We start from the raw sequence: 14,437 nt of genomic DNA, 5'->3' as shown, positions 1-14,437 counted from the left end.
TTCGCTCGGCCTTCCGACGCCTGCCTCGAACGGCTCAGCCCACCATCTCCTCGATGAGGTCGGCGGCGCGGCGCGTGCCGCCCTCCGCCAGCGCCGCGGCCCGCAACTGGGCCGAGCGGCGAGCGCGTTCCTGATCGCCGACGAGTTCGAGCAGCGCCGCACGCAGGTTCTCGGCGGTCGCGTCCGCGGTGTCGATCCGGCGAGCCACACCCAGCTCCACCAGACGGTCGGCGTTGGTGAACTGATCGACCGCCTGCGGCACAGCGATCATCGGGACGCCGGCCAGCAATCCCTCTCCGCACCCGCCCATCCCGGCATGGGTGACGAAAGCATCGGCCTGGTCGAGGATCTCCCGCTGCGCAACCCAGGAGTGCACCTCCACATTCGCCGGGATCGGGCCCAGCTCCGCGGCATCGGTGTGCTTGCCGATCTGTAGCACGACGTGCCAGCCGGGCAGCTCTCCGAAGGCGCGCAGGCACTGCCGGTAGAACTCCGGTTGCCGGGTGTACGCCGAGCCGAGCGAGATCAGCACGACGTTCTCGGCATCCGCCGGCCGAATCCAGGTCGGCTCGCCCGGCCGCAGATCGAAGCAGGGACCGACGAACGTCACCGTCCGCGTGTCGACCCGATCGGCGTGCGGCTGCATCGCCCGCGAGATCAGCGCCAGCGCGCGGTCCGGCCGGCCCGGGAAGGCGTTCACGTCGGTGGTGGACGCGCCGCACTCCGCCAGCCAGCGCGCGAACTTCGCCCGGTACTCGTCGGCGCCCGGCAGCTGCCACAGCACCGCCGCGACCTCCTCGTCGTAACCGTCCCACGCCACATACGTCGGCGACAGCTGGACGAAGGGGCGGCGCTGTCGTTCGGCGAGCGCCCGCGCGGCATACCCGCCGATGTCGTAGAGGTAGAGGTCGGCGGGGTCGGCGTCGTATGCCGCGCGTAATTGCGGGAGCGCCTGGATGGCGTCGTCCAGGAACAGCGACATCGCCGCGATCGGGTCGTCGGGCCAATCGTTGTCGGCGACGGGCAGCGTCGAGGAGCACGGCACGAGTTCGGCGCCGGTGGCGGTGATCATGTCTCCGACCATCGGATCGTTGGCATAGGTCACGCGATGGCCGCGCGTCGCCAGCTCCCGGATGATCTCCGAGCTGGGCAGGATGTGACTGACGGCCGGGACGCCGACCATAGCGATGTGGGCGCGGTTAGCGGACATGAGAGCCGACTGTACTGTCGGGACAGGCCGAGCTGTCCACACATTTTCGTGCGCGGCCCTGCGTCGCGGCACCGAGGAGCCCAGGACGCGCGCAGGGCGTCAGTGCCGTTCGAGCGCGTCCCTCGCCTCGGTCAGGAATCGCCTTTCGGCGCCGTCGTGCGAGAGATCGATCGCGCGTATATACGCGACACGAGCTTCGTCCGCACGGCCGAGCGACGCGCACAGGTGGGCGCGGGTGGCCCAGGCGGGTTGGAAGCGCCGGTCGTCGACCTCCGTATCCAGAATCTCCAGACCCGCCGCGGGTCCGTGGACGCGGGCGGTCGCGGCGGCAAGCGAGGTCGCGCTGCCGAGCGTCGGGGACAGACTGTGCAACGCGCGGTGAGCTTCCAGGATGACGACCGGGTCGGCGCCCGCGCCTTCGGCCGCTTGGATCGCCGCCTCGAGCTGATAGCGACCGAGCGTGCCGAACGAATGCGCGCACCGCAGATGGGCATGCCCCCGGGCGACGAGCTCGGCATCCCACAAACCGCGGTCCTGCGATTCCAACGGAACATAGCGACCCTCGGCGTCCCTGCGCGCCGGTGCCCGTGCCGTGCACAGGTCGATGAGGGCCGCGAGACCGTGTGCCTCGGGGTCCTCGGGCAACACCTCGGTCAGCACCTCGGCCAGATACAGCGCCTCGCCGGTCAGCGACTCGTGCAGTTCCCGCCCGGTGCTGTGCCAATCGATGGCGAACGCGCCGTAGACCGCGGCGAGGACCGCGTCGACCCGTGCGGGCAGCTCCGCGCGATCGGGCACCCGGAAAGGGATGCGCGCCTGCCTGATCCGCTTCTTCGCCCTGGTCAGCCGGGCCGCCACCGTCGTCTTGGGCACGGCGAACGCCCGGCCGATCTGTTCGGCCGTGCAGCCGAGCAGGGTGTTGAGCATCAGCGGAGTCCGTGTCACGGGGTCGATCGCCGGATGCGCACAGACGAACATGAGCTCGAGCCGCCGATCCTCCAGCGCTTCCGGATCGATCCGATCCAGCAGGCCGGGGTCGTGACGCCGCGGGTCGAACGCGACGGTGCGGCGGGCGGGCGCGCCCGTGGTGACATCGCGGACGCGATTGCGCGCCACGGTCAGCAGCCAGGCGTCCGGGTTGGCAGGCACGCCGTCCACCGGCCAGGTGCGCACCGCGCGTTCGAAGGCGTCGGCGAGCGCGTCCTCCGCCGTCGTGACATCACCGCAGCGCGCCGCGAGCAGCGCCAGCAGCCTGCCGTAGGACGTGCGGGCCGCCTCGGCGACCCGCGACGCCGCGTCGGTCACGCCGTCCATTCCCCCGCGACACACGAGGTCGCGACCGGCCGCACCTCCAGCATCGCGTAACTCGCCGCCGGGCACTTCTCCGCCCACCCGAGCGCGGCGTCCAGATCCGGCACCTCCACCACGAACACCCCGGCGAGCGCCTCCTTCGTCGCCGCGAACGGTCCGTCCTGCACCTGCAACGACCCGTTGCGCCGAGTCACCGTGGTCGTCGCCGCCTGACAGGCCAGGATGTCCGCGCCGACCAACACACCGGCCTCCTGCAACGCGCGTCCGTACGCTCCGAACGCCCGCTGCATCTCCTCGATCGCCTCCGCCGGGATCTCGCCCTCGGCCGGCTCCTCGTTGTGGATCAGAAACGCGTATCGCATCGGTCTCTCCTTCGTCGGCGGCCGAATCCAGTATCCGTGCCTACGAGGAAATGACGATCGAGCACACGGCGAATCGACACCTTCGCTCGTACTACTGCGAAGGTGACCCGAAGGTGTCGCGCCGACCTACGGCCTCCGTCGTGCCCCGTGTCATGCGAACAGACAAGTTCATCTGATCCCCGAACCCGACGGGCCCCGCGGACCGTGGGCGGTGTCGGTTCGGGCCGACGGCCGGACCATCGGGTATCTCGACGCCGGTGCCGCCCGCCTCTGGGTATGTCCCGCGACGACCAGCAAGATCTGGTTCCGCGAGTACGAGAACTGGGACGGCGGCGTCGATCAGCACGCGAATGTGATTCTGGGCCTCGAAGACCCGGCATTGGCGATCCCCGTCAACGAGCCCCCGAACCTGCCCTACACCACTCAAACCTTCGCATTTATGGAAAAATTACATCCGCGGTCAGTGATGTCGCGTCGAGCAGTTCTTGCTTGATAACTGATCCTGGTCGATCCTGGCTCAGCGAAAAAATATCTGTCGCGGATTTCCCAGTCCGACTAGGCCATATCAGCGCTAGTTCACTTCCTGACCGCAAGGCAACAACCACACCCCGACCGCATTCCATACGCTTGAATGTCTTGCCAACCCTCCCCTCGATCGCTGGCCAACCCACTGCAATCTGCCCAATCGGTATGACGGAAGCAGAATTCGACCATCGCGTAATTGAAAGTTCTCGCAGGGGAGGTACTGGCCACGGGCGCATGGCATCAAGTTCGGCGACTACCTTACTGAGAAAATCTCGAACCTCGGCAGGCGAATGCTTAACCTTTACAATAGGGTCGAGGTCCTGACCAGACTCCAGCGCGTCCGTGAGCGCTCTGTATTCCTGTTCCTGGGTCAGGCTTCCCAACGGCTTCCCCAAAAGGGTAGTCGAGACCCGTTCCACCTCGGCTTGATTCAACGCGGGAGAAAATTGCGTCATGTACAAAACCGCATTTACGACGAGTCGCCAATCGTTTGCCATTTCAACCTCCAGCTACCTGGGCCCTATCATTCGAACCGCTCAGCGATCCTTGAATCGGATTGAAGGCCGAAAACGCACTGGGTGCAGGATCGCACGCGACGAACGATCTCAGCTGACCCAAGTGACGATCATCGACATCAGGAATAGCACCACATTGACTGCGTTCGCAACGAGTAGACCTACCCCAACCCGACGGGAACCTCCCCCGAACAGGCATAGCACCAATCCTATGACAACTTCGAGTCCGTAAACCACCACCAGAAATAGTAAAAGCATCGGATACAGCGTCACCGGCAAGATGTTTATGAACATCACCGCCACCGCGGATACAAAGGTGCTCTTACCGAAAACCTGGTCGCTGGACGATTTCTCTGACAAAGCCGAGTAAGAAGCCAATTCACCCACCTCCACCCCAGGAGAGGAGAGCGATAACAACAGATGCCGCCGCCCACAGCGCGGTAGTCACTGAGGTTGCCAGCACGATCCCTTTACTAGCAGAAATTACCCGCGTGACCAAAAGAGTAAGAAATAGACTCACGCCGGACACGATGAAGTATCCTTCTGTAGGAATTGCGCCATAGTCTGGCTCATCAATTCTACGTAGACTGGCCAGCAGAACCACTTGAACCACAAACAACGTGGCTGCCGCGATCGTGGCGGACCTCCAAGTGCGGTCGATCGTTCTATCATCAGTACTCATGCCACACCTTCCGGCAACGACTCGGTAGGTACAACGGGCGGATTCTCCGTGGTCCCGAGCGGTGAGGAAGGTTTCGGACCACCAGGAACCGGCACATCATACTCCAGGTTCCATCCATCGGGCTCGACAAAGTCGTAGAACGCTTCACCACCGCGCGAACCCACATCGTGGTGGAAAGGCAAATTGACTGCAGGTCCCAGCGAATTGCCGGCGGCTGCCGGATCTATCACGATCGTTCTGGAGTCGCCATTCGGAAAATCTTGGTACGCCTCCAAGGAAGGATAGTCTGTCCGAGTCCCATCGATCTCAACACCTTCTGTTGTCGGAGTGAAGACAAGATCGCCGTTGACGGTGGCGGAATGATCACCCAATTCGCTCGAAAGTGGCGGCGCAAAAGGATTGCCGGCCTCGTACTGAATCCTGACAGAACCATCCGAGTTCTGCCACACCGTCCCCTCGGGGGCTTGCACCTTGACCTCCCCGTATCCTCCATCTTCGTCCTGAGCCACGGAGGGGTTCTGCCGCATGACCACGAGCCCATTCTCGTAGTCGACATAGGTGGTCACTCTGGAGTGTTCGGGATCAAAATTCGATTCGGCCGTCCTGTCGTCGCCGAAATCGCGCGCAAACGGATTGAATGATGTGAGCCCGTTTGTAGGATTACTGACGTCGCGTTGTTCGATGTACTGCCCAACTCGGACCACGCCTTGACCAGGCACCGGATTTATCCTCACGACCCGAATTTCCGGCCCCACGCCCTGATATTTGGGATCGTAACTCTTGGGGTTCAAGACCTCCGCAGTAGCCCAGTCTGCAGAACTGGACGGCGCTCTGCCGAACATCTGCTGGAACGCTGCGGCGGATGTACGCATCCTGTCAGGGTCCGCACGGATGTCCGCAGTCTTCGCTTCTTGTATCGCGATTGTGGATGCCTCTATAACCGATTCAGGCGCCAGGGCCGAGAGTAGGTTGTTCGCCTCCTCGATCTTGGCCGACCAGCGAGCATCAGCAGTCATGAGCGCATCGACCAGTCCCCGCAATCGCGCCAACTGAATCCCGGCCTCTGAGTCCCAATCTTCCAGTCCGGATACGTCCCAACTATCCGAAACCGACACCGGCGGCACCGCATATATGGAAAGGATGGTCTTTATTTCGTTAATCGGATACTCGAGATCCCGCATCGCCCCTGCACAAGCATCGCTCAAGCCATCGTATGCGGATGCGAGGGCACGCATCTGATTTCGCTCGCTGTCCGCTCGCGCTCTGGCCGATAGGGCGGAATCGCCGTGCCACTCCAACTCGTCGTGAATGACGGCATACATGGAATCGGATGCCTTTATTATGCTGTCGGCGATACCCGTTGCCCGGGCAGAGACGCCCACGAGCCCCGAAACATCCAGATGTTTCACCTCGAAAGGTGTCGGCACTATCTTCCCCCAGAATTCAGATCACCGATTTCCGCAAGCCGGCGTGCAGCTTCGGCATCGGTACCATTGAAAGTTTCCGCCGATATCGTCAGAAGCACCGCAAAGTGGTTGAAGCGCACCTTCACAGCATCCTTCGCACGAAGACTCATGTCATTCGATTTCGCAAGCTGCATACCGACTGATACAGATTTCAGAGCGTCAGATGTTGGCCCGGCGTCCAATCGGGGCGCGTTATCGATATCCCCAGGTAGTAGTGCCAGAGTTCCAGCAGCAGCGCGCAACCCTTCCGGGTCGACAGCGAACGACATCTATCCCCCCCTCTACGAATCTTCCTCGCCCGTCACCATAGCATCGGGAAACTGTGACGTGCCAGCGGATTCAACGTCGCATGCACCATTACCTCAGGACAGCACATGCATGGAGAAACCTGTCGATCACCTAGCGGCGGGCCGTAGATACCGTCCCACGCCGTCCGCACCGACCGGGAACAGCAACATATCTGCAGGAACGACTGTGGTCGTAGGCGACGTGAAGTCCAATGCGCTGTCATTCGGGAGAACCACGACACCGCCTGGACAGGCTTTGCGGCTTTGACGAATAGGTAGTAGGCCGTATGCGGGGTGTCATCCCCGTAGACCGGAGGAAGATGTTCCCAGCAGTATGTCGTGGTGCTGAAGTGAGACTTCAGGTCGGCGATCTTGGTGTCGGGAAAGACTACAACCATGCGGTCCCAGTCATCCTTCAAGCCCGCACCCCCTGGCAACCTGACGCATAGTCACGGGTTCTGACCCCAGCGCCAAGGTCCTCGCCGCGGTGAGCAGCCCTCGAGCATCACCCAAAGGCTCGGGTACCGCCCGAAGTCGAAAGTACTCGGGCAGTCCGGCACTGTGCTGGGAACGTCTCTACGTCACCCGGATACCAGCGCAACGACGGCGAACGCGACAGGAGCTCTCATGGTGGTCGGCGACGACGTCCGCTTCTACGTCACCGACGGCCAGCACCGCATCACCGCCATCCGCGGGCACGGCTCCGATCGCGCGGCGATTCCCGGACTCGTCGACGCCGACGCCGGTTTCGAGAACGACAGCCTCGCGGTGCTGATCGTCGTGGAGGAAGACCTCAAACGCATCCACCAGGATTTCGCCGACGCCGCGCAGACCAAGCAGATCCCCGCCAGCCTGCTCGACGTCTATAACACCCGTGAACCGGTCAACGGCGTGCTCGCCCGTCGTCCGCACTCACTTCCTCGGCGGCCGCGTCGACGCCACCTCCAAGACGCTGCCGAAGGCGTCGTGGCCAGTTCCCGATAGACGCGACCACCCGAAAGTAGAGGCCCAGGCTCGCTACCATCGAACGCGATATGCATACCGATCTGATGCTCGATTCGCTGGTTGGGCTGTCCGTGGGGGACGCGCTGGGGCAGCGATTCCCAGTGATGCGCCGGTCGATCGCCGAAATATTGGCAGGCGATATCCCAGCCGGGCAATGGGAGTGGACCGACGACACCCAAATGGCGTGCACTCTGGTCGCCGAACTCGGCCGACACACCGGCATCGATCAGGATCGGCTGGCTGCCAGGTTCGCCGCTCGATGGGAGCCACATCGAGACTACGGCTTCGCCACGACCGGGACTCTGCGGCAGATCCGGGACGGCGTGCACTGGCGGGTGGCAGCCGACGCCGCGTTCGGTGGTCAAGGTTCCTGTGGCAACGGCGCAGCGATGCGAGTCGCGCCACTGGGCGCGTATTACGCCGGCGATCCGGAAAAGATTGTCGCTGAAGCGGTTCGGTCGGCGCAGGTGACCCATGCGCACCCCGAAGGAGTTGCCGGAGCGGTCGCGGTGGCGTTGGCGGCCGGTCAGGCGGCTCACGCCCGACTGACCGGAACCCCGCTCGCACCAGAGGAATTCATCACCGCCATTATCGATCGACTCGGGGACGGCGAGACGAGCCGACAGATTCGCCGTGCCCGCACCCTTCTCGGAGCGCCCACACCCGAGGCCGCGCAGGCGCTCGGCAATGGGTCTCGGGTGACGGCGCAGGACACGGTGCCGTTCACGTTGTGGGTGGCGGCCACACATCTGGGCGAATACCCGGCTGCCATCGCCACGTGTCTGGCGGCGGATGGGGATATCGACACGACCAGTGCGATCGTCGGCGGAATCGTCGCCGCCCACAGCGGCTGCGGCAGCGGCCCGGGCCGGATCGGGGTGCCGGAGGCATGGGTCGCCACACGAGAACCGTTGCCCAGCTGGATTTCCACGGTCCGTGCCCAGCACCGGAAATCTCGGCTCGGATTCGGCCGCATACGACAATGGTTCGTCAGCGACCGGAACGAACCCCACCGCCCTTGAGGGGCAGGATTGTCACTGCTGAAGATCCGGCCGCTCCGAGAATTGTTCGTCGGCGCGGATTCGACGGCCATGTTCGTCGTAGGAGACCTGCCGACCCTCTTTGTCGTACCACTGGTTCGTCGCTGCGTCACGAGACCACCCTTCGAATTCGGTACCCCCCAAGTCGTCGGAGAACCGACCACCGAACCCTGGTGTCGTACCTTCAGATGCCGGGAGAGCACGGCCGCGCTCCTCGAAGGCAGCGAATATTTCCTCGGCTCGAGCAAGTTCCTCCTGAGAGGGAATCAGCCCGAGTGCTTCGCCCTCTTCGCGACTGTAAAAGATCTTGCCACCGACTTCTTTCGGCACACCCACCCCTTCCTAGACTTCGATCATCTTGATCACGATCCGACCTGTTGCCGGATCGGTAACTTTGCTTTGTACGAAAAAGTCAGTACCCGACGGAAATAGAATCTCATCCGGGGTACCGTACTGACTGTAGTTCCGCCCGGTCTTCGAAATGATCTGAAATTCAACGTTGGAGTTGTTGACGATGAACTCGTTAGCACCGGCAGGGTTGGTACTCGCCGAGGTGAATCCCTTTTCCTTTACTGGTTGACCCTCCACGTATTGCTCGAGCTGTTCCGCGGTGAGATTGGTATGCCGCTTCAGCGGTCCCTCATGTGTGGGAAGTTTACTCAACGCCTCGTTCATAGCGTTGATCTGGCGTTGCTGCTCGGGAGTTGAAGTCTCGCCGCTCCGCAGGATATCGGACAAAGACCGGCCGCGAAGGTCATTCACGCCCTGTGCCAGTACCCGCCGATCTTCGTCAGTCAACTCTTTGGCTACTACGGTCGGCTTGGATTTGAACCCCAGGCGCTCCAGGAGGTCGGAAAGGGACTTGCCGGCCTTCTGCATCGCGGTCCACGCGTCGTCTGCCAAGCCTTTGAGCTGAGCGGCTTTGCGTGCACGCCAGGCGACTACCGCAGCCTTGATTTTCACCCCCCATCGGCGGGCAGAGTCTACAGCTTTCGCGCCGGCGATCAAGCCACCGACGCCCGTCAAGGCCGAGGCAACGATGGTAACGGCCACGTTGATCGCGGCCTCCGTGATGATGGCTTCGACGAATTCTTTGATCTCCTCACGGAGCTCTTCGATCGCCGATTTGTAGTCGATGCAGATCTTGCTGATTTTGTTGCAGGTATTCAGCAGCTCGCCGACCGAGTTCTCTATGGTCTTCAGGTCTTCCCGAACCTGGACTGCATCCTTGGACGTGACTCCCTCGAAGAGGCTCGCTGAAATTGTGATCTTGTCTCTTGCGTTGGTGTTCTGGTAAATCGTGCCCAGACGATCCCACGCCTCAGCTGCCTTGGCCAGCTTATCGGTGTCGCCATCTGGAAGAGGGCAATTGATTGCATCGAGTACTTCGATCGACGTCTCCAAGAGGCCCTGCGGGGTGCCGCCCACCGCGGAAGCTGGAAGCGCGTACGGGCCGAAGGTCATTGTGGATGGCGAATCTGGTGGCCTGTCAGGTTGCGTTGCACCCTTCAGTGCGGCATCGGACTTGGCATGCTCGAAGCCGACGTCGTTCAGAGCAGTGCCATATGCACGCAGAGTCTGGTAGGTCGTACTGAAAAGGGCTACAGTTTCGCGGGCCGCCTCGTCATAAGAGGAGGCCCACGCCCGGCCGTCCTCGTCCCGCCCCGCCATCTTCCCGCACGAACTGAGCTCGGTGAAAACCCATCTGAAGCTATCGTTCAATGCAGCTGCGGCGTCGAAGCAGTTGGTGGCGGCCTGGTAGTAGACCTTGGGATCCACTTCCAGAACGGTCATACGCCGAGAATCCGTAGCGTCTGCGTTGCTGCGGCAGTGTAGCTGTCGTGAGCCGTCTTCACCGCGACCTCCAGTATCTCGAGCCCATCCTGCATATCGATGACCCCGGCTACCCACTCGCTATGCGCCTCACGGTAAGCCATTGCCGCGGTACCGACCCACACCCCCTCGACCTCCCTAGCTTTAGCCTCGAGCTCAGTCAGCCGATCGGCAACCGCCGCCTTGTACCCGCGCATGCGAGCAGCCAACTCGTCGAGTTTGTCGAGATCAACTGAAAATGCTGGTGTATCAGCGGCCATGAGTAGTGGTGTCCATTCAAGGGAGATCAAGGGAACTGATGCCTGCTGCGCGCGATTGGTCGGTCGTACGGATCGTCTCGGCGGTAATCCCTAGCTTCTCGGCCAGCTCGAACAATGCATCCCACACTTGGTCGGCCCCCTCATGGAACTCTTCCCAGCCCGCAGTGAACATTCCCCCGTTGTTTCCGGACCAGCTGTCGATCATGGATTTCACATCGGTCACCAATGACGCATACCCAGATTTACACTCCTCGGCGATCCGGTACGCTAAACGCCCAAGCGCTTCGACTTCTTCGATATCGATCGACAGCGAAGAGATATCACCTGTGGTCATGAATCCCCCTTCCGGTCGAACCTGTTCAGGGCAGGCGTCCCTTCATGGGAAGGTACTCCACCTGGATAATGTGGGCAAATAGAAGCTTCGCCCCTGACTCGCCTCAAAGCCGAGCGACCGACTGCGGCGGTCCAGCTCGCACATGCATCCGTGCATGGGCAGCGGCGACCGAACAACCAGGAGAGATTGTTTCGAGCCTGTTGGGCGTGGTCAGCCGGAGACGGAGATGTCGCGTAGTAGCGAAGACGTCGGTGGTGGACGTTCATCTGGCAGCGAACGAGCGGGTCAGCGAATTGACCGAAACAAGGTGTGTCAAGACGGGACACCGGAGCCCGCTACGCGTGTCCAGTCGATACTGGTTGTCATAGCACGGCCCGGCCGTGAAGACGCGCCCGATGAACGCCGCACCGGCCAGCTCAGGGACGGTCGAATTCGCCATCCCTAGCACCTGCCAGGAACGCGTCCCACTCCGAGGGGGTGAACACCAGGACCCCACCACTGGGGTTCTTCGAGTCGCGCACCCCGACCCGACCACCGTCCAGGTGCGCTATCTCGACGCAGTCGTTTCCGGCGGCACTGCGGGTGCTCTTGAACCAACGCGCTCCGGAAAGATCAACGGACACAGTCGAACTCCTTCGCTACCTGCCGCAGTAGGCGTTTGCTATTCGGCCCGTCCAACGCTACCCGCTGGATCACCTCGAATCCAGCTCGGTACCTGCGTACAGTGGTCGTGCGCTCCAGATAGATATTGCCCGTGTAGCTCTCGACGTAGACCACCGACGGCTCCAGCGGTCGCCCGTCAGCGTCGCTGGCGAAGTCGAGGATCGTGAAGGGGCCGGTCGAGACTCCCAGCGGGAAGCCGACCCCGAACGGCAGCACTTGAACCCGAGCGTTCGGTGGCAGATCAGCCAAATGCCTGAGCTGCGCCGACATCACACGAGGGCTTCCGACTACTCGCCTGATCACCGCCTCGTCCAGCACGAGCGCAGCGGTCAGGGGCGCGAGGTCACGCGTGATCAATGTCTGCCGGTTGCGGCGCACGCGCACCCGTCGTTCGATCTCATCAACGGTGTCCGTCGAGAAGTACACACGGTCCAGCGCCCGTGCGTAGTCGGGAGTCTGAAACAGGCCGGGCACCATGTCGGGCCGATAGACGGTGATCCGTGATGCCGCTGCCTCCATCTGGATGTAGGCGTTGAACGTCGGATTCACCTGATCAGGAAACTCGTCCAACCACGACGGCGTCCTCCCCTGCGCCGCCAGCGACTTCAGCACCGGCAACATGTCCACCCGCTGATACAGCTTGCACAGCCGCCGCAGATCCTCCTCCCGCACGACCACATTCGGCGCACCGGTCTCCAGCCGATGCAACGTCCCCGCCCCACGCCCGATCGCCCGCGCGGCCACTTCGATCGACAGCCCGGATTCCTGCCTCATCCCCCGCAGGCACCGCCCGAGGCTGCGGTGTGGAACGCCCCCTGTCCCGCGAATGTCGGCCCTGAGCTGTCGGACGTCGGCGCTCTCATCCCTGTCCCCCATGCCGTTTGCTCCTTTCCGTGGAATACCCGCACCCGGTGACTGGAAGTTCTCGAAATATCTTGTGGAAGGCAATGATTCGGCCTCGTGGCGACCATTGTGCAGGGTCGCTGGAAGGTGTCCAGGGCATTTGCCACTTTCCGTCGCGGAATTCCGCCGGAACCTCCACACCGCCCGCATCCGGTGCTCCACTGATCCCGTGATCGGCGCGGCGAGACCCCGGCATCCGCCCGCCAGTCGACCCACGGAGGACACATGACCAACGCACTACCGCAACGAATTTCGTTCCCTCGACCGCGCGCCCCGTACAAGTCGGTGCCGCTGCCCGTGCTCGAGCGCTACGCCCTCGCGCTGCGGACGTGGGCCGCCACACCCGAACGTCCCGGAGGCGGGGTGCCGACTTCTCCCCCGCCTCCGGTGACCCTCACCGAAGCCCTGTCGTGGACCGAGTGACCCGACACCGGCCCACCCGGACGAGGAGGTCGTGACCATGCGCCAGTACTACGTCAAAGTGCACTGCTGCGGCCCGCGGTGGCTCATCCACGTGCCCGCCGTGGACCGCTGGACGGTGACCGGCGACAAATCGGCAATTCGGGCCACCGCCCGGCAGATGATCGCGGCGATGACTGGGCACAGCGGTGACACGTTCGAGCTGGAGCTCGTCGCGGGCAGGGCTGTCCGCGACGCTGAAGAGTTCGCGGTGGGGTGCGCGGTGCTGACGCGGTGGCGGCCGAGCGAGGTCGCCAAGTGATTCCCGGAGAGGCTTCGAACTGGGATGTCGCCCTGGCGCGCCGGTCGAGGCCGGTAGATCAGGGGTGCTGTCGGTCCATGGACACAGGAGGCGCGCGTGGTCGCAGGGACCATTCAGCGGTGGACGCCGCGCAATGGCACAGGGGTCATCGAGACCGGCGAGGGGTGCTCGTGTGGTTCCACCTATCCGCTGTGCGTGGCGAGGACATCACGACCATCGCCGAGGGGATGCGGGTCGAGGTCGACATCGACCACACTTCGCAGGGGAAGTACGACTGCAGGGCGAGGTCCGCGCGAAGAAGTCCGTGATCGTGGCGGATCAGTTGAGCTGGTCGCCCTGGCTCGTCAAGGTCTGGCCGGTCTCCTGGTCGACCTGCACGAGTTTCCCTATAGCCGCCAGGTACGCGTCGCGCATGGTGGTGACGATCTCGATGTGCTGGTCGATGCGGGCGATTGCGTTGTCGTTAGGATCGTGTGGCGCCCCACCAGTTGCCTTCTGCTCGAACTTCTTCCTCAGGGCATCAGCAGAAGGGAGACCGCCGTACCCGGCGAGGCGCGACAATAGCGCGGCGTCCGTCCTGAGATCCTGCAAGTTACCTAGAAGCACGTTGCAGCGCTTGACCAGAGCCTCACCGATGTCGTTCTCGAGCTTGAACTCCCCGTTGATGCCTTGTTCTTTGAAGTTCTGCCAGGTACGGAGTTGAGTCTGCGCACTATCGGTCATGGTGTCCCCTGCGACGTACAGCTATTTCGGTAGGTGAGGTTCGAGATCGGTGGCGTGCTTGATCGCGAGGTCACATTGCGCCTCGGCGGGTCGGTCACCGAACCAGTCGACAGCGATCTCGAACATGCCCTGCTCGGCGGGCAGACTTATGTAGCAGGATCTTGCGCCTTCGAAGTCGTCCTTGCTCACGATGCCCGCCCGATCACCGATGGTGATTTCACGGAGGATTGTGAGGTTCGGGTTTGCACGCGCGTCTTCGATAGTCTTACTGGTGGACAGCAGATCCATCCGGTAATTGGCCGCGGTGGGCTTCCAACCGCAGATACGCCAGGACGAGATCTTGTCCGGGTTGACGACATTGCGCTCAGTCGATGGGTCCAGACCAGTCTCGATCAGCCACTCATCCGGGATATCTGTACATGGATCGAGCAGATTGTCCATCTCCGGCTCAGCCGCCGTAGGCGTACCGGGCTCGGAGCCCAGACCGACATCCGAGCACCCGGTGACCAGCCCGAGAACGGCTACCCCCGCGATCACAGTGCGTGCGGCGATGATGGCGCGCATGTCCCTCCCTGATTCCGACTGCCCGTCCACGAT

20 protein-coding genes are annotated in these 14,437 nt (G+C 62.8%); 5 read left to right on the top strand and 15 right to left on the bottom strand.

Annotated elements, in window-relative coordinates; translation table 11 throughout:
- Positions 1-34 precede the first annotated feature (34 nt).
- The 3 genes from IU449_RS22040 to IU449_RS22030 all read right to left on the bottom strand — a co-directional run bounded on the left by IU449_RS22040 (position 35) and on the right by IU449_RS22030 (position 2,883).
- Positions 35-1,210 (bottom strand): macrolide family glycosyltransferase, encoded by a 1,176-nt coding sequence (locus tag IU449_RS22040; protein ID WP_228805475.1) that lies wholly within the window; start codon positions 1,208-1,210, stop codon positions 35-37.
- A 99-nt stretch (positions 1,211-1,309) separates the two neighbouring features.
- Positions 1,310-2,524: an RNA polymerase sigma factor gene (locus IU449_RS22035; protein ID WP_195004007.1), complete on the bottom strand. Its 1,215-nt coding sequence runs from the start codon at positions 2,522-2,524 to the stop codon at positions 1,310-1,312.
- Positions 2,512-2,883, bottom strand: coding sequence for a YciI family protein (locus IU449_RS22030; RefSeq protein WP_195004006.1), 372 nt, complete (start codon positions 2,881-2,883; stop codon positions 2,512-2,514). The genes IU449_RS22035 and IU449_RS22030 overlap by 13 nt, the downstream gene beginning before the upstream one ends.
- A gap of 211 nt (positions 2,884-3,094) precedes the next feature.
- Here IU449_RS22030 and IU449_RS22025 point away from each other — a divergent pair, with 211 nt between their 5' ends.
- On the top strand, positions 3,095-3,376 hold the full coding sequence (locus IU449_RS22025; protein WP_195004005.1) for a hypothetical protein: 282 nt from the start codon (positions 3,095-3,097) through the stop codon (positions 3,374-3,376).
- 637 nt (positions 3,377-4,013) lie between these two features.
- On the opposite strand, the gene IU449_RS22020 is transcribed toward IU449_RS22025, so the two are convergent.
- From IU449_RS22020 to IU449_RS22005, 4 genes are read right to left on the bottom strand one after another with little or no spacing between them, the layout of a single operon-like run.
- On the bottom strand, positions 4,014-4,316 hold the full coding sequence (locus tag IU449_RS22020) for a hypothetical protein (RefSeq protein ID WP_195004004.1): 303 nt from the start codon (positions 4,314-4,316) through the stop codon (positions 4,014-4,016).
- Positions 4,303-4,605: a hypothetical protein gene (locus IU449_RS22015; protein WP_195004003.1), complete on the bottom strand. Its 303-nt coding sequence runs from the start codon at positions 4,603-4,605 to the stop codon at positions 4,303-4,305. The genes IU449_RS22020 and IU449_RS22015 overlap by 14 nt, the downstream gene beginning before the upstream one ends.
- On the bottom strand, positions 4,602-6,014 hold the full coding sequence (locus tag IU449_RS22010; protein ID WP_416382214.1) for a hypothetical protein: 1,413 nt from the start codon (positions 6,012-6,014) through the stop codon (positions 4,602-4,604). The genes IU449_RS22015 and IU449_RS22010 overlap by 4 nt, the downstream gene beginning before the upstream one ends.
- A 17-nt stretch (positions 6,015-6,031) precedes the next feature.
- On the bottom strand, positions 6,032-6,340 hold the full coding sequence (locus IU449_RS22005; protein WP_195004001.1) for a hypothetical protein: 309 nt from the start codon (positions 6,338-6,340) through the stop codon (positions 6,032-6,034).
- A gap of 579 nt (positions 6,341-6,919) precedes the next feature.
- Here IU449_RS22005 and IU449_RS22000 point away from each other — a divergent pair.
- Both IU449_RS22000 and IU449_RS21995 read left to right on the top strand, forming a co-directional pair.
- Positions 6,920-7,342, top strand: a complete 423-nt coding sequence (locus IU449_RS22000) for a DNA sulfur modification protein DndB (protein WP_416382213.1) — start codon at positions 6,920-6,922, stop codon at positions 7,340-7,342.
- Between the two features lie 50 nt (positions 7,343-7,392).
- A complete protein-coding gene (locus tag IU449_RS21995; RefSeq protein WP_324188371.1) occupies positions 7,393-8,385 on the top strand; it encodes an ADP-ribosylglycohydrolase family protein in 993 nt (330 codons plus the stop codon).
- A 12-nt stretch (positions 8,386-8,397) separates the two neighbouring features.
- Here the strand turns inward: IU449_RS21995 and IU449_RS21990 are convergent, their stop codons facing one another.
- The 6 genes from IU449_RS21990 to IU449_RS21965 form a co-directional block, all read right to left on the bottom strand.
- The gene (locus IU449_RS21990; protein ID WP_195003999.1) at positions 8,398-8,733 is read right to left on the bottom strand and encodes a hypothetical protein; all 336 of its coding nucleotides are present in this window, start codon (positions 8,731-8,733) and stop codon (positions 8,398-8,400) included.
- A 12-nt stretch (positions 8,734-8,745) separates the two neighbouring features.
- On the bottom strand, positions 8,746-10,197 hold the full coding sequence (locus IU449_RS21985; protein ID WP_195003998.1) for a hypothetical protein: 1,452 nt from the start codon (positions 10,195-10,197) through the stop codon (positions 8,746-8,748).
- Positions 10,194-10,496, bottom strand: coding sequence for a WXG100 family type VII secretion target (locus tag IU449_RS21980; RefSeq protein ID WP_195003997.1), 303 nt, complete (start codon positions 10,494-10,496; stop codon positions 10,194-10,196). Before IU449_RS21980 ends, IU449_RS21985 begins: the two co-directional genes overlap by 4 nt.
- Before the next feature lie 16 nt (positions 10,497-10,512).
- Positions 10,513-10,830 carry a WXG100 family type VII secretion target gene (locus IU449_RS21975; protein WP_195003996.1) on the bottom strand — a complete coding sequence of 106 codons (318 nt, stop codon included), beginning with the start codon at positions 10,828-10,830 and terminating at the stop codon, positions 10,513-10,515.
- A gap of 416 nt (positions 10,831-11,246) precedes the next feature.
- The gene (locus IU449_RS21970) at positions 11,247-11,453 is read right to left on the bottom strand and encodes a DUF397 domain-containing protein (protein ID WP_195003995.1); all 207 of its coding nucleotides are present in this window, start codon (positions 11,451-11,453) and stop codon (positions 11,247-11,249) included.
- Entirely contained in the window at positions 11,443-12,369 is a 927-nt protein-coding gene (locus tag IU449_RS21965) for a helix-turn-helix domain-containing protein (protein ID WP_195003994.1), read from the bottom strand. Before IU449_RS21965 ends, IU449_RS21970 begins: the two co-directional genes overlap by 11 nt.
- 252 nt (positions 12,370-12,621) lie before the next feature.
- Here IU449_RS21965 and IU449_RS21960 point away from each other — a divergent pair, with 252 nt between their 5' ends.
- Both IU449_RS21960 and IU449_RS21955 read left to right on the top strand, forming a co-directional pair.
- A complete protein-coding gene (locus IU449_RS21960; RefSeq protein ID WP_195003993.1) occupies positions 12,622-12,819 on the top strand; it encodes a hypothetical protein in 198 nt (65 codons plus the stop codon).
- Between the two features lie 31 nt (positions 12,820-12,850).
- Positions 12,851-13,117 carry a hypothetical protein gene (locus IU449_RS21955; protein ID WP_195003992.1) on the top strand — a complete coding sequence of 89 codons (267 nt, stop codon included), beginning with the start codon at positions 12,851-12,853 and terminating at the stop codon, positions 13,115-13,117.
- Between the two features lie 318 nt (positions 13,118-13,435).
- On the opposite strand, the gene IU449_RS21950 is transcribed toward IU449_RS21955, so the two are convergent.
- Both IU449_RS21950 and IU449_RS21945 read right to left on the bottom strand, forming a co-directional pair.
- Entirely contained in the window at positions 13,436-13,840 is a 405-nt protein-coding gene (locus IU449_RS21950; protein WP_195003991.1) for a hypothetical protein, read from the bottom strand.
- 21 nt (positions 13,841-13,861) lie between these two features.
- Positions 13,862-14,404, bottom strand: coding sequence for a DUF3558 domain-containing protein (locus tag IU449_RS21945; RefSeq protein ID WP_195003990.1), 543 nt, complete (start codon positions 14,402-14,404; stop codon positions 13,862-13,864).
- Positions 14,405-14,437: the final 33 nt, after the last annotated feature.

This window comes from Nocardia higoensis, from assembly GCF_015477835.1.
Classification (GTDB): Bacteria; Actinomycetota; Actinomycetes; order Mycobacteriales; family Mycobacteriaceae; genus Nocardia; species Nocardia higoensis_A.
Note: the sequence above shows the minus strand (reverse complement) of the source record. Positions and strands in the feature narration are given on the sequence as shown.

Coding starts and splice junctions, on each gene's coding strand:
- IU449_RS22040 (WP_228805475.1), bottom strand. CDS start 1,210: ATGTCCGCTAACCGCGCCCACATCGCTATGGTCGGCGTCCCGGCCGTC.
- IU449_RS22035 (WP_195004007.1), bottom strand. CDS start 2,524: ATGGACGGCGTGACCGACGCGGCGTCGCGGGTCGCCGAGGCGGCCCGC.
- IU449_RS22030 (WP_195004006.1), bottom strand. CDS start 2,883: ATGCGATACGCGTTTCTGATCCACAACGAGGAGCCGGCCGAGGGCGAG.
- IU449_RS22015 (WP_195004003.1), bottom strand. CDS start 4,605: ATGAGTACTGATGATAGAACGATCGACCGCACTTGGAGGTCCGCCACG.
- IU449_RS22005 (WP_195004001.1), bottom strand. CDS start 6,340: ATGTCGTTCGCTGTCGACCCGGAAGGGTTGCGCGCTGCTGCTGGAACT.
- IU449_RS21995 (WP_324188371.1), top strand. CDS start 7,393: ATGCATACCGATCTGATGCTCGATTCGCTGGTTGGGCTGTCCGTGGGG.
- IU449_RS21985 (WP_195003998.1), bottom strand. CDS start 10,197: ATGACCGTTCTGGAAGTGGATCCCAAGGTCTACTACCAGGCCGCCACC.
- IU449_RS21980 (WP_195003997.1), bottom strand. CDS start 10,496: ATGGCCGCTGATACACCAGCATTTTCAGTTGATCTCGACAAACTCGAC.
- IU449_RS21975 (WP_195003996.1), bottom strand. CDS start 10,830: ATGACCACAGGTGATATCTCTTCGCTGTCGATCGATATCGAAGAAGTC.
- IU449_RS21965 (WP_195003994.1), bottom strand. CDS start 12,369: ATGGGGGACAGGGATGAGAGCGCCGACGTCCGACAGCTCAGGGCCGAC.
- IU449_RS21960 (WP_195003993.1), top strand. CDS start 12,622: ATGACCAACGCACTACCGCAACGAATTTCGTTCCCTCGACCGCGCGCC.
- IU449_RS21950 (WP_195003991.1), bottom strand. CDS start 13,840: ATGACCGATAGTGCGCAGACTCAACTCCGTACCTGGCAGAACTTCAAA.
- IU449_RS21945 (WP_195003990.1), bottom strand. CDS start 14,404: ATGCGCGCCATCATCGCCGCACGCACTGTGATCGCGGGGGTAGCCGTT.